Source organism: Streptomyces sp. NPDC008317 (assembly GCF_042955955.1).
Taxonomy (GTDB): Bacteria; Actinomycetota; Actinomycetes; order Streptomycetales; family Streptomycetaceae; genus Actinacidiphila.
This window is the reverse complement of record NZ_JBIBFQ010000001.1, coordinates 944,677-958,847: the sequence shown is the minus strand read 5'-3', so window position 1 is coordinate 958,847 and position 14,171 is coordinate 944,677. Positions and strand designations below refer to the sequence as shown.

Annotated in this window: 10 protein-coding genes; 7 read left to right on the top strand and 3 right to left on the bottom strand. The window is 69.5% G+C overall.

Annotation, left to right across the window (positions count from 1 at the left end; all coding sequences use genetic code 11):
- Positions 1–89: 89 nt before the first annotated feature.
- The gene (locus tag ACFY9V_RS03985) at positions 90–1,262 is read right to left on the bottom strand and encodes a helix-turn-helix domain-containing protein (RefSeq protein ID WP_391159257.1); all 1,173 of its coding nucleotides are present in this window, start codon (positions 1,260–1,262) and stop codon (positions 90–92) included.
- A gap of 194 nt (positions 1,263–1,456) precedes the next feature.
- Here ACFY9V_RS03985 and ACFY9V_RS03980 point away from each other — a divergent pair, with 194 nt between their 5' ends.
- The 7 genes from ACFY9V_RS03980 (at position 1,457) to ACFY9V_RS03950 (ending at position 10,527) form a co-directional block, all read left to right on the top strand.
- Complete coding sequence (locus ACFY9V_RS03980) at positions 1,457–1,957, top strand: ATP-binding protein (protein ID WP_391159255.1); 501 nt, start codon at positions 1,457–1,459, stop codon at positions 1,955–1,957.
- Between the two features lie 108 nt (positions 1,958–2,065).
- Positions 2,066–2,467, top strand: coding sequence for a hypothetical protein (locus ACFY9V_RS03975; protein WP_391159252.1), 402 nt, complete (start codon positions 2,066–2,068; stop codon positions 2,465–2,467).
- Between the two features lie 180 nt (positions 2,468–2,647).
- Positions 2,648–2,827, top strand: coding sequence for an FxLD family lanthipeptide (locus ACFY9V_RS03970; protein ID WP_391159250.1), 180 nt, complete (start codon positions 2,648–2,650; stop codon positions 2,825–2,827).
- Between the two features lie 189 nt (positions 2,828–3,016).
- Entirely contained in the window at positions 3,017–5,977 is a 2,961-nt protein-coding gene (locus ACFY9V_RS03965; protein WP_391159248.1) for a thiopeptide-type bacteriocin biosynthesis protein, read from the top strand.
- The gene (locus tag ACFY9V_RS03960; protein WP_391159246.1) at positions 5,974–7,248 is read left to right on the top strand and encodes a lanthionine synthetase LanC family protein; all 1,275 of its coding nucleotides are present in this window, start codon (positions 5,974–5,976) and stop codon (positions 7,246–7,248) included. Before ACFY9V_RS03965 ends, ACFY9V_RS03960 begins: the two co-directional genes overlap by 4 nt.
- Positions 7,249–7,274: 26 nt before the next feature.
- Entirely contained in the window at positions 7,275–9,353 is a 2,079-nt protein-coding gene (gene fxlM, locus ACFY9V_RS03955) for a methyltransferase, FxLD system (protein ID WP_391159244.1), read from the top strand.
- A gap of 85 nt (positions 9,354–9,438) precedes the next feature.
- Positions 9,439–10,527, top strand: coding sequence for a hypothetical protein (locus tag ACFY9V_RS03950; protein WP_391159241.1), 1,089 nt, complete (start codon positions 9,439–9,441; stop codon positions 10,525–10,527).
- Between the two features lie 62 nt (positions 10,528–10,589).
- On the opposite strand, the gene ACFY9V_RS03945 is transcribed toward ACFY9V_RS03950, so the two are convergent.
- Both ACFY9V_RS03945 and ACFY9V_RS03940 read right to left on the bottom strand, forming a co-directional pair.
- Complete coding sequence (locus tag ACFY9V_RS03945; RefSeq protein ID WP_391159240.1) at positions 10,590–12,599, bottom strand: PQQ-binding-like beta-propeller repeat protein; 2,010 nt, start codon at positions 12,597–12,599, stop codon at positions 10,590–10,592.
- 166 nt (positions 12,600–12,765) lie between these two features.
- Positions 12,766–13,950, bottom strand: coding sequence for a hypothetical protein (locus ACFY9V_RS03940; RefSeq protein ID WP_355335910.1), 1,185 nt, complete (start codon positions 13,948–13,950; stop codon positions 12,766–12,768).
- Between the last annotated feature and the right edge of the window lie 221 nt (positions 13,951–14,171).

Sequence of the window (14,171 nt, the reverse complement as noted above, 5' to 3'; positions counted from 1 at the left end):
TCCGCTGACGCGTATCGCGCCCGCGTCAGCCCGCCAACGCCTCGCCAAGCCGCGCGGGGGGCTGACCGGGAAGCACCTGCCGTAGGCCGTCAGAACTGGATGTGCGCCCTCTTCGCCAGCTTCACCAGGCGGGGGTTGCTGCGTTTGTGGGCCGAGGTGAGGACGCGGAGGACTTCCTGCGAGGTGGGATGGACCTTCGCCATCTGGGGGGCGAGGACCCATGCCATCTCCAGGTCCTCCAGCGCGCCGTCCCGGTCGCCGAGGGCGAGGCGGGAGCGGGCGGTGTTCATGTGGAGGGGGCTGGTCCGGGTGGCCGGGAGGGAGACCCCGTCGCGCATGAGGTCCTCCATCGTGCTGATGGCGTCGCCGTGCCGGCGCAGGTCCCCGCTGGTTGCGATCACGTGGACCGCGGTGTTCTCGGGCCCGAACTGGATGCCACAGCGCTCGACGTCCTCGCTGAAGTCGTCCGCGACAGACCACGCGCGGCCGATGTGCTGGTCGGCGGTCCGCTTGTCCTGAAGGCGCCCGGCCAGCGTCAGGCCGCGCAGGTGGAGGATGCCCAGGGCGTACGTACGTCCCCGTCCCGTCGCGTTTCCCTCCGCCTCGACAATGGCGCGGTCCACGACCGCGAGGCCGTCCTCGAACTCGCCGTGGTTGAGGTAGATCCCGGCCTCGTCCCGGGCGGCCAGGGCGGCGGTCACCGGGTCGGACTGCTGTGCGGCCAGCTTCTGCTTGGTGACGGCGAGATCGGCCAGCGTCATCCAGCGGTGCCTGGCGGCCAGCCAGTAGACGGAGGAGTACGCCTCCACCACCCATGCCCAGGCTTCCGGCGTACCCACCGCGTGCGCGTGGTTCTGCGCCCCGCAGACCAGCGCCGGCAGGTCGGTCAGCACCTTGTCGAGGTCGGCGCTGCTACGGGTACGGCCCATCGCGTCCAGGGCCGCCCTGACCTCCTCGCCGCTCATCTCGGGCTCGTGGGGGAGGTCGAATCTGCGCACCGCGCTGTTGAGGGCCTTCACCGAAGCCGCGGCGTCCAGCGGGACGGCCGTGGTGCCGAGCACCTCTTCGAGAGAGAGGTTCATGGCACGCGCGAGGGCGGCCGCGACGCCCTGCGTCAGCGTGCGCTCACCCCGCTCGATCTTGCCGAGCTGGGAGGTCGACACCCCCGCCGCCGCGGCCAACCGCGCCTGCCCCCAGCCCCGTTCCTTGCGGAGCCGGGAGACGTTGGCACCGGGCCCAGGAACTGCGATGACTGATCCCATGTCGCCAGTGTCCCTCTGATCGTCTTCCTTCCCAGCCATGCTCTCAGCCCATCCATACCCCCACCCCGGGCTTGTGCACTTCTTGTGCACTTTCGCCGATCGTTTCTGTCGTTGACTGATTACAGACAGCAGCGTTGCCCCGGTCGTCTCACAGACGCCGTGGCTGCCCGGAGACATCGGTGAAGGGTGTGGTCATGACCTCCAGCTCCCGCTTACACAGCGTGCTGGACCTGGCATGCGAACGGTCGGCCGTCCGTTACGCCAAGGGGCACGCCGACGCCGTCTTACGCGACTGGGGCCTGCCCGAAGACCTCGCGTACGACGCCCTCACCGTTGTCGCCGAACTGGCTTCCAACGCCGTACGCCACGCAGGCGCCGAGGCAAAGCCGTTCGCCCCCGACTGCGGACAACCGCACGTTCCCCGGTGCGAGTTGACCCTGTGGATCGCAGCCGACCGCCTGTGCATAGCCATGTACGACGAAAGCCCGCGCCCGCCTCTCCTGCGCCCGCCCTCCGCCGAGTCCGAGAACGGCCGGGGCCTGCAACTGGTGAACGGCCTCAGCGATGGCGCATGGGGCTACCAGCCGGCCGCACACCGTCCGGGGAAGACCGTCTGGGCCCAACTCCCCCTCACGGCCGGCGTTCCGCCGGAACCCGCTCTGACCACCACCGGCAACCACGCGGTGACCGCGTGAGTACATCTCAGCACGCCGAGCCGCGCCGTCGCTCGGCCAGACCGCCTCCGGCCGCCTCGGCCGATCCGATCCGCACAGTGATCCACACCCACCTCCTAGGAATACGCCGTGACCACCGCCACCTCCAATTCCCCGACGGACCGCGACCCGGTGCCCAGCCGACCGCCCCTCTGCTCCGCGATGACGGTCCTGCCCGACCCCCTCGCCCGCACCGCCCTCGCCTGGGCCGGCGATCGCCACGGCATACCCGCCGACATCCGCGACCTGCGCTGCACCCTCGAACACCACACTGGCGGCCACCATTACGCCTTGGTCCACGATGTCGCCGAGAAAACGGCCGCGTGGAGCCGCTGGCTCCATGACAGCACCCCCGACACGCTGCTCGTCCTCCCCGACTGCCCCGCCTCCCACCCCGCCCACGGCGGCTGTGGCGAGTACGAAGGTCACCCCGGTGGTCACACCTGGCAGATTGACGACCCCCTGGAACCCCCGTTGCGCTCCGGTCGGTGAGACGAGTCACACCTCGTAACAGGCCGGTGCCACGCCTGCGTCCGACGCCGCACCCAAGCCAGCGCCTCGGGCCGGTGGCCGGTAACCACCTCCGCGGCGTGGTTGTCTCCATGCGCTCCGCACGTAGGCACTTGTCAGCAGCACCATCCGCACCCCCCAAAAAAACGAAAGGGAATTGGCATGAGCCCCAACATCACGCACACCACGAAGGCGCAGCCGGTGGCCGCAAGCACGACGACATCGGACGGCTTCGAACTGGACGTCACCCTGGTCGAGGTCGGCGATGTCGCAGGTCTGATCAGCCTGACGGACGACGGCTGCGGCTCGACCTGCGGCGCCTGCACCACCAACGTGGCCTGATCCCAGGCACTCGGTATCTGGCCGGTGTCTTCGTGTGCGAAGGCACCGGCCGCCCGTCTGGACCAGGAGGTCGTGATGGCTCCGAGCACCACCTTCCGTGCCGGGAGCACCGCGCTCGTCCGCGCGGTCGCTCGGCCGAGAGTCCCTGTCCCTCCAGTCCCTAGCCTCGATGACCCTTCTCCCCGCGGCATGGCTCTCCGGCTGGCGTGGTTGCGAGAGGTCTGGTCCGAGAGGCACGTTGCCGAGGCGCTGGAGCACGCGAGTCCGGCCCTCGCCTCCCAGGTGCGGGCCCTGTGCTCCTGCGAAGCCCCGGCCGACCGTGACGTGCGGCGCGCCGCCGCCTCGGTGGCCCGCTATGTACTGCGTGCCGAGCAGCGGGCAACTCCCTTCGGTCTGTTCGCCGGCGTCACCGCCGCCGCCATCGGGACAGGAGCAGGGGCGACGTGGGGTTCGGACCATACGGTCATCGCGCGGGCGAGCGCGGAGTGGCTGACGGCCGTCATCGAACGGCTGGAGTCATGTCCCGAGCTGCTGGAGCGACTTCCGGTGCTACTCAACAACACCGTGCAGGTACGCGGTGGACAGCTGGTTGTCCCGTACGAGTCCGACGTCCGCAGCGACCGGCGACGTGCGGTCGAGGCATCCATCGTGCTGACCGAACCGGTGCGGGTGATCCTGGACGCAGCAGCCCGCGAACCCATCTGCGCAGGTGTCCTCTCCGACAAGCTGGCCGCAGACTTCCCAGAGGCAGGTCCGGGCCGGGCGCAGCGACTCGTGCAGGGGCTGATCCACAACCACGTGCTGATCACCAGCCTGCACGCGCCGAGCACCGAGACCGATGCCCTGAACTACCTGCTGGGCCAGCTCGATGCCGTGAACGCCGACACGGTCGCCCCGGTCACCGGTACGGTCCGCGAACTACGTACCGTGCAGGACGACCTGCGTAACTGTGACTCGCCCGGCGGCCGGGTCCGCACCTCCGCGCGGATGCGGTCTGTGGTTCCGGACCTCAACCGCCACCCCCTCGCCCTCGACCTGCGCTTGGACGCCACGGTCGAATTGCCGGAACAGGTCGCCCGCGAGGTCGAGCGCGCCGCCAGCGTTCTGGTACGGGTCAGCGCCCTGCCGTACGGGACCGCGGCGTGGAAGGCTTACCAGCGGCGGTTCTACGAGAAGTACGGCATCGGCACGATGGTGCCGCTCCCCGACGTCATCGCCGACAGCGGCACCGGCTTCCCCGACGGGTACCCGGGAGCCCCCGCCGACTGGCGCCGCTCTCGTCTCTCCGTACGCGATGACACGCTGGTGCGGCTGGCGCAGGCCGCCGTCCTCGACGGCCACGACGAAGTGGTCCTCACCGATGAGCTGATCGGTGCCATGGGCTTGGGGCCGGAGCACCCCAGAGTGCCGCCGCACCTGGAAGTCGGCGTCCGGGTGCACGCTGGCAGCGCCGAGGAACTGCGACGCGGTCGGTTCCGGCTGGAATTGGCAAGCGTGTCCCGCGGCGTCGGCGTCACCACCGGCCGATTCCTCAGCGTGCTGGCTCCCGAGGACCGCGAACGGCTGGCAGCAGAGCTGGCCAGCCTCCCCGCCGCCGACGCCGGCACCGTCGCCGCCCAGTTGTCCTTCCCCCCACTGCACCCCACCAGTGCCCACGTCACGCGCGCTCCGCAGGTCCTGCCCATCGTGGTCAGCGTCCAGGAGCACCGCGCACCGACCAGCGGCGTGCTCACTCCGGCCGACCTGGCAGTGGCCTGTGACGGCCGCCGCATGTACCTGGCCGCGCCCGCACGCGGGCAGCGGATCGAGGCCGTGGGTATGCACGCGCTGAACCTCAAGGAGCACACGCCGCCGCTGGTCCGCTTCCTCACCGAGCTGGCCCGCGCTCAGTGCTCGCAGGTCACCCTGTTCGACTGGGGCGCCGCGAACGCGATGCCGTTCCTGCCGCGGCTGCGCTACGGCCGTACGGTGCTCGCCCCGGCCCGGTGGCGGCTGGAGGCCGCCGAGCTGCCCGGCCGCGACCGTCCGCAAGCCCTGTGGGATACCGCACTTGAGGACTGGCGGACCCGGCGGCGGATGCCGCAGCGGGTCCACCTGGCCGAGGGCGATCGACGCCTGGTCCTGGACCTCGACCACGCCGCGCACCGGACCTTGCTGCGCCAGCACCTGAACCGCACCCTCTTGGCGGTGCTCGTGGAAGCCCCGGAGGCCGATGCCTACGGGTGGTGCGACGGCCGCGCGCACGAGGTCGTCGTGCCGCTCAAGGCTACCCGGCCTCCGATTTGGCCTGCGCTGCCGACTCCCACCCCGGCCCGTACCTTCTCTCCGGCACAGATGCAGACGCCCGGTCTCTCCTCGCTGCTGCTTGCCACCCTCTACGGCGACCTGCGCCGCCAGGACGTTCTCCTCGCTCAGCACATCCCCGACCTGCTGGACCGGCTCGGCGGCCCGCCGTGGTGGTTCGTCCGCTTCCGCGACCCCGCCCACCACCTGCGGCTGCGCATCGCGCTGCCCGATCCCGACGACTTCGCCGAGACCGCCCGTACCGTCGGCGCCTGGGCCAACGAACTGCGCGCCGCCGGGCTGCTGTCTGACCTGTGCTTCCCCACCTCCTACCGCGAGATGGGCCGTTGGGGCTCCGGTCCGGCCTGGGACGCCGCCGAGGAGGTGTTCCGTACCGACTCGCGGGCCGTGGTGGCCCAACTCGCCCAGCGCCAACGTCCGCCGCAGCGCGCGCTGGTGGCCGCGCACAGCATCGGCATCGCCACGGCATTCCTCGGCAGTACCGAGGCCGCGATGCGCTGGCTGATCGACCACGTTCCGTCCGCCGCGCCCGCACCGGTTCCGCGTCCGGAATTCACCGAGACCGTACGACTGGCCGACCCGTCGAACGACTGGGCGGCGATGCGCAACGTACCCGGCGGACAGAGCATCGTGGACACGTGGGCCGACCGGGACGCGGCGCTCGCCGCCTACCGCTCCCACCTCCCCGGGCCGGACACCCAAGGCATCCGCCTGGACGACGTCCTGTCCTCGCTGCTGCACGTCCACTTCGTACGGCACATCGCGGTCGATTTTCCGGAGGAAGAGATCTGCCTCTACCTCACCCGCGCCGCCGCCCTGGCCTGGCTCTCCCGGAGGTCACGGTGACCGATCCCCTCGCGCTGAAGGTGGCGGACGCGGTCTCCGACCTCCTGGCTGACCCCAACACGGCCCCGGTGAGTCCGCGTACGATGACCGCCCACCGGCAGCAGCTCGCGTACGGACCCCTGGGGATCGCGCTGCTGCACATCGAACGCGCCGCGGCCGGTCTGGGCCCGTGGCAGCGCGCCCACGCCTGGCTCACCGCCGCCGCCCGGGAGCCGTTCACCAGCGGACCCGACAGCCACCCCTTCTACGGCGCCCCGCCCCTCGCCCACGCCGTGGCCTGCGCAGCCGAGCGCCAGCCCGGCCCCTACCAGCGCGCCCTTCTCCGCCTCGACGCGCAGACCGACCGCGACGTCCATCGGCGCCTCGACACCGCCCACCGCCGCATCGACGCCGGTGGCCTGCCTGAGCTGGCCGAGTTCGACGTGATCCGAGGACTCGCCAGCTACGGCGCCTACCTCCTTCACCGCGCCCCGCTCGGCCCCACCCTGAGCAGGCTCCTCCACTACTGCGTCCGCCTCACCGAGCCAGTCGCCCAAGACGGCGAGATTCTGCCCGGCTGGTGGACGACCTCCGGTCCCTCCGGCCGCCCGGACCAAAGGTTCCCCGGCGGGCACGCCAACAGCGGCATGGCGCACGGCATCGGCGGAGTGGTCGCGCTGCTGGCCCTCGCCGCCCGGCGCGGCAACACCGTCGTCGGCCACCACGACGCGATCCGAACGATCCTGGCGTGGCTCGACCGCTGGCAGGAAGAGACCGGCCCCGGCGTCGCCTGGCCCTACTGGGTCACCCGTGCCGAACTCCGCGAAGAACGTTCCGCCCCCTCCACACCGCGCCGCCCCTCATGGTGCTACGGCACAGCCGGCCTCGCCCGCGCCCAACAGCTCGCCGCCCTCGCACTCGGCGACGCACACCGCCAAGTCGAGGCCGAGAACGCGCTCGTGGCCGCCCTCACCGACTCCGCACAGCTCAAGGCCACCACGGACAACGGCCTGTGCCACGGTTACGCCGGGCTCGCCCATATCGCGGCCCGCACCGCCGCCGACGCCCACCCTCCGACCGCCGGGCAGCTCCGTACCGCGATCCCGGGCCTCCTGGCCGCGGTGTGCCCACCGGGCAAAGACCCCGCCACCGTGGCCAAGGCACTCGTGCAGGACGAGAAAGCTGGTCCCGGGTTCCTCGACGGCGCGGCAGGTATCGCCCTGGCACTACTTTCCCCCGCCACCACCAGCGCGTCCGTATCCGCCTGGGACTCCTGCCTGCTCCTCGCCTGAACCCACTGATTGAAGGACCACCGCCCATGGACCCGGACCGCTGGTACCAGCACAACGTCGTCTTCACCGACCGCGAGAGCAGCAAGCGCGCCATTACCGAACGCCTCGGCCCCGCCCTCCTCGCGGCCGAGGAAGCCGGGCAGCTCGACGGCTGGTGGTTCATGAACAAGCAGCCCTGGCCACTGCGATACCGGGCCGCGCGGCCGTCGCCACTGGTCCAGTCGGTCCTGAGCCAACTCGTCGACGACGGCACGGTGAAGTCCTGGCTGCCCGGCATCTACGAGCCGGAATCCACCGCCTTCGGCGGAGCCCTCTCGATGGACGCCGCCCACGACCTCTTCCACGAGGACAGCCGGCACCTGCTCACCTACCAGCCCGGCCCGGGACACGTGGGCCGTCGAGAGACCGCCGTCCTCCTACTCAGCGCCATGATGCGCGCCGCCAACCTGGATTGGTTCGAGCAGGGCGACGTGTGGGCGAAGGCCGCAGCGCTACGACCGGCCAACGACTTCACCCCGGAACAGGCCGCTGCCCTGATCCCGGCGATGCGCACGCTGATGACCGTTGACGCCCACAGCCTGTGCCGTCCGAACCGCCCTCTCGACGGGCACGCCGAATGGGTGGCCGCCTTCGAGCGGGCCGGTACGACGCTGGCCTACCTCGCCGCCGGAGGCGGGCTCTCACGCGGTCTGCGCGCCGTCATTGCCCACCACGTGATCTTCCACGCCAACCGCGCCGTCCTCCTCCCGGAGGACCAAAGCGCCCTGTTCACCACCGCACGAGAGGCAGTCATGGGATCGAGTGACAACACCGCGTCGTCCACCGAGGCCACGCCCGACACCACTAGCGTCAAGGTGGTGACCACCGACACGATCACCCCCAACGGGGCCGAAGCCGCTCGACTCCGCAACGCCCTGGTCGACCAGATCCGCACCTCCGGATACGCCCGAACGCCCGCCGTCGAGACCGCGCTGCGGACCGTTCCCCGCCACCTGTTCGTGCCCGACGCACCACTCGAAGACGCCTACGGCAACAACCCGGTCAACATCAAGTACGACACCGACGGCACGTCGATCTCCTGCGCCTCCCAGCCCGGAGTCGTCGCCCTCATGCTCGACCAGCTCGACGCCCTCCCCGGCGAACGCATCCTCGAACTGGGCGCCGGCACCGGCTACAACGCCGCACTCCTCGCCCACCTCGTCGGCGAGAAGGGCCACGTCACCACGATCGACGTCGACGACGACCTCGTGGAAGGCGCCCGCGCCCACCTTGCCACCGCCGGGTTCAGCAACGTGGAGGCCCTGACCCGCGACGGCGCCGTCGGCAACGCCGCAGGCGCACCGTACGACCGGATCATTGCCACCGTCGGAGCACACGGCGTCCCCCACGCCTGGCTCGACCAGCTCGCACCCGGCGGACGCCTCGTCGTCCCCCAACGGCTCAAGGGCAGCGTGTCCCGCTCCATCGCCTACGAGCAGCACGACGGCCGCTGGACCAGCGTCAGCAGCAAGATGAACACCTTCATGCCCCTGCGACGCGGCATCGCCGACGACGACCGCCGCGTCATCCCCCTCAGCACGGACGGCACTGTCCGGCTCCAGACCCCCGCCGGACAGCCCATCGACGCCGACGCCCTGGCCGGCGTGCTGGATCAGCCGCGCACCGAGGAATGGACGGGCATGACCGTCCGGGCGATGGAGTCACCGGAGTGGATGGAGCTGTTCGTTTCCTGCTCCCTGCCCTCGGGTCTGATCCGGATGCTGTTCCCGGCCGACGCCAAGGGCACGCTGCTCACCGAGGACCCGTACCCGTCATCCACAGCAGCCGTCGATAAGGGCGCCGTCACCTACCTCGCCCGCCGCCTCTTGAAGACGACGACGGCCGAGGGCGGCAAGCTCTGGGAATTCGGCGTCATCGGCCACGGCCCCGGCAGTGACGGACTGGCCGCACAGGTCGCCGACGCGATCCGCACCTGGGACCGCGAATACCGGGGCCGCGAAGCGTCCTTCGAGATCCAGCGCCTCGACGCACCCGAGATCGAGCAGCGGCCCGGCCTGTTCGCCATCGACACCCCGCTTAACCGCATCGTCGCGCACTGGCGGTAACGCCAGTTGGCGTTGGGGGGAGCCCGCACGCGTAGCCGACGGGCTCCCCCGGTCCCTACCCACACCGTCACCGACAGGCGGACCCATGGACCCGCACGGCCCGATAGCCAAACGTTTCCCACTCGTCGCCCGCTTCCGCCCCGCCTGCCTGCCGCTTCCCGACCGCGTGCAGACACTGGTGGACCTGGCCAGCCGGGCCGCCGAGCAGAACGACCAAGGCTTGGCCTCCACCGTCTTCAACCAGGCCGCCCTCCTCGCCTCCGACGTCGGCCTCCCCGACCTCGCCCGCCAGATGTGCCACCGCCACGCCAAGGCATACCTGACCGCAGGCCCGCTGCCCGCCACGAGCGCCATCCGCGGCCTGGAACCCCTAATCAACCTCGCCCGCCTGCAGATCCGCGCCGGCCACCCCGACAACGCCCGCCAACGCCTCCTCGCCCTCTACGAAGCCGTCGGCACCGGCACCCCCGTCACCTTCGAGGGCATCACCGTCCCAGACAACCTCACACACACCGACAAAGACCGCCACGAAGTCCACGCCTGGCTCTGGCGCGTCCTCCTCGCCGACGGCACCCGTACCCTGACCTCCACCGGCCGCTGGCAGGAAGCCCTCGCCCACATCAAGCAGCACCACGGCATCGGCACCCGCATGCTCGACGGCCGCCAAGTAGCCGTAGTCGCCGCCCTCACCGAAGGCGACACGGACCACGCCGCCGAACTCCTCGCCGACACGGCACCGGGCGAACCATGGGAGCAGCTCGTCACAGCCTGTCTGACGGTGCTCTGCCGCCGCGAAGCTGGCCAGCCAGACGACCGCCAAGTCGCAGACCTCATCAACGCGTATCTGGGCCACGAGGCAAAGCCGGGCCTGACCGTCTTCGACGTTCGCCTCGGCCTCACGGTTCTGGACGCAATGGGCACATCACGGCATCCCGAAGCGCGCAACCTCATCGAGAGTATCGTCCGCCGAACCACGGGCGTCCGCGACGGATACACGGCTCACGAACTCGCGATTCATCCTGTGGCCGTCGCGCTCGCCAAGGCCACGCAGGCCAAGGACTGCCGTGACCTGATCCGAGCCTGCGCACTGGGAGTCGGCACCATCCCAGATGAGCTCCAGGCAACTCTCTCCGGCGCCCTCGACACCGCCGGACGGGTACTCACCGCCCGGTGACCAAGACTCGTGCGGTGAGCAGCCGCGTCGACCTCAAATCCCCGACTAACACATGCGTCAATTCATACAAGCGGTAGCGCTCGAAGGAAGCCTCCGCTCACCACGTAGAGAACTCCGTCGACAACTGGGGGTGGCTGCGCGGGATCGTGGGACCAGAGCGCATCTGCGACGGTGCGCCTCTTCCCGGTGCTCTCGTCGAATGCGAGGAGTTGACCGGCGCGGTGTGCGGCGAACACGGTCTCGCCGACGGCGAAGGGCTGCTTGTCGAATGCACCCGGCCCGCGGTGGGTCCACAGGACTTCTCCGGCGCGGTAGTCGTAGGAGGTGAGTCGATGAGGATTCCGGGTGGGAACAGTGACGGTCCGGCTCGTCGCCAGAGGAGCAGCGCTTATTCTCGCGCCGACCTCAATACCCCACCGGGTGGTCCCTTTCACCGCGTCCACGGCGAGAAGCCGGCTCTCCCTGTCCACGAGGAACACCACGGGGCCCGCCTCCTGCGGTGCCACCACAGCCTGCGCTGTGGCGTGCTCCCACCGAGCGGTGCCATCGTCGAGGCTGAGGGCCATTGTCCTATCGTGGGACCTGTCGGCACTCAAGACCATGTAGGCGGACGTCTGTCCAATCGTCCAGTGCCGGATCGACGGCAGATCGCCTGATCGCCAGCGTTCCTTGCCGACGGTCGCGTCCACTGCCACAAGGCGCGACACCCCCGGCTGGGAAGAGCCGGAGTTATCCGTCACCAGCACATACACGTTCTCGCCACGAACGACAGGCGGTGAGGCGACCATTCCGCTGCTATCGCGCCACGACCAGAGCCGTCCCCTGGACCGGCAGTCGATCGCCATCAGTCCGCCGGCTTCATCCACGACGTACAGGGTTCCGCGATCGTGAACGACCGCGCCCTCGCGGACTCGAAACGGCAGCGGTCCCCGGCGCTGTCCCGATCGAAGATCCCGGGAGCGTAACTGCTGCATGGCCGCGATCTCGTAGACCGCTCCAGCTCCGACCACCGGAAGGCTCGACGTGCGTGGGTACTTCCACAGTTCCTCACCAGTAGCCGCGTCGACAGCGCGCAAGAGGCTGCGGTCGCGCACGACAAGGACCCCTTCGGAGTACTGCGGCTGGGTTGCGCCCTCGCCGACCTTGAGAGGCGGCCAGAGGTCAGCACCGTCACGGACGGACCTCCCATCGGTACGACGTGACGTTCGCTTCGCCACAGGAGTGGCGGCCCCGGGTCCGTTCGGTTCCGCGGGCACAGGGGGCCCGCCGGCAAAGGCGGCGTGTCCGTACAGGTCGGCGCAGATCATCGAACGCGTGACCTCAGCTCCCCTGGAGGCGTAGGTGCCGGCCAGTTCCGCAAGGCGCGAGAACAGTGCATCGGCCTCGTGGTTCGACCGGTTCGGCGTGCTGGGCAGGAGTCGTTCGACCGCGCTCGTCCTGTCGCTGAGGTCAGCTCCCTCAAGACGGATCGTCAGGAGGCTGAGTCGATACAACAGGCGCCATGTCAGCTCCCGTACCGACACATCCGCAGTCCCGCTTCCGCCCCGGACTGCCGCCTCAACGATCGCGTCCAACTGCACAAGCCGACGACGAGCCCTGCTGTCAGCATCGCTCGCGGCCTTGGCGCGGAAGACGCCCTCGGTTCCGGACGAAACCGCGATCGTCGCCAGCGCCCCCAGTTCGTGCGCGGGTACGCATCCGGGCACGACCGCCAACCCGAGGGCCCAGCGCCCGCTTCTCAGGAGCGGCCACCGCTCATGGACAACGTCGAGATACGCGCCAATGAGCCGAACGGAGGACTCGTCCGCCGCGGTGAGTTTGGGCCGCCGCCGGACCCCGATGGCCAGCGCATGCGGAGTGCCGTGCACCCCCACACCTCGCACCAGCAGGTCATCCACGCTACTGTCCGACCACGCCTGGAAACGCACCGACTCCGGACTCACGCCGTCGCCGAGACCGGGAACCGGTGCCCTCGTCAGCAGGTGAGAGAGCAACACCGCCCCCTGCTGGTGCTCAAGCCGGGTACCGCCCCCGCCCGTGGCGTACGGGTGGACTCCAGCAACCTTGCCCATCAATGCTTTCCCTTCCCGCCCGCGGTGGGTCCGCTGGCTCCGTCCATCGGCCGGGAAACGGCAGCGTTCCTCCTACCCGCACCTTGCTCGCTATGGGGGGAAAAGATAGTGGCCATACGCGTGCAGCGGCGCACTTCGACATCTTCGCCCAGCCCTGCGGGCGCAGTCAGTCGGAGTTACTCGTGTGATGGCGGGGAAATGCCTCGCCGACCGGCCAAACCTCTGGCAGACCGAGGACAGCATGGACAGAGGAAGCCGCTGGCTGGCGTGTGACTTGGACGCCGACGAGCTGTGCAGTTGCCCAGGTAGGAAGGATGGGGGCTGGAAGTGAGCTGGGGTCTGGGCTTTGCCAGAGGACGGGTGGGTTCTTCGTCCAAGTCCACGGTGCTGGGTTGTGGACGGTGAGTACGCCGCTGACCCGGCCGTGGCCGTGGGCGGAGGTTGCAGTCCAGTAGCCGTCGCGCTTTCGGCCGAGGGCAGGTGTGCCAGCGTGGGCATACTCGACGGAGGTTCCGTACAGCGCCGTCTCGGTGTCCACATCTTCAGGGAAGAAGGCCGCATGGCCAACTGCCACGATGAACGGCAGCGCTAGGTCGCCGTACTTCCCGCCTTTCCTCCTGACCGCGTCAAGCACCCGACCCGGCTGGTCGTCGAGCCCGTCTGACACGGGATGGATGCCGATCGTCCTGCTTGTTGGGTTACCTCGCGCACCGGGATCGCGGGGGAAGGCCTGGAATGTGACGCTCCAGTCGCCGTCCTGCCAGGTGTGTTTCGGCAGTGGAACCTTGCGCTCGTGTTCGGCAATGACTTGGTCGGGATCCAGGCTTGCGAGCCACCGCGTCAGCTCGGCCTTCAGCCGCTTCTGCGGCGGCGTTGCCGATCCGGCTCTTTCGAGCTGGTAGGACACGAAAAAGTTGGGGCTCGGCACACGATCGATGGCGTCGGCCAGTTGGGGCGGGAGCGGGTTGGACGCGTAGCCACTCAGGCGCTGGGCCGTCCAGATCGCCTCGACGACAAACTGCTCGCCGTCGCGGGTGACCAGGAAGTCAGGGTTCTTGCCACGGGTGCCTATGCCGGGCTCGATCTCCACGGTGCATCCGGAACCGAGCAGCATCTCGTGTAGGTACAGCTCCCATAGCGCGGAGAAGACGTTCGTGTCGGAGTTCCGGTCCAACAGCCGGCTGCACACGCCGGGCTGAGCGTGGTCCGGGAGGTGCGACCACCACTCGTTGATCACATCCCGAACCTGGTCCCAAAAAGGACCGGCGATCCTCTCGAAGAACTCGGCGTCCCTCTCCGCCGCTCTCTTCGGCGACGCATCCGTACGGTCCCAGTTGGTGTAAACGACCATGGCCAGCGATCGTAGATCACTCGGCCGACTACTTCTGTTTGTTTTCCACTGCGCTGCAATGGATGGCAGGGCTCACCAGATTTCCGAGTCGTGCAGCAAGGTCGGCGCAGGTGCTGTCCAGCTTCCGACGCTGCCGAGACGTCGGCGGTCAGGAGCTATCAACGGCAGCCACTGACCGGGGGACGGTCAAGAACGAATGTGCCATCCGCTGCCAGAAGGGT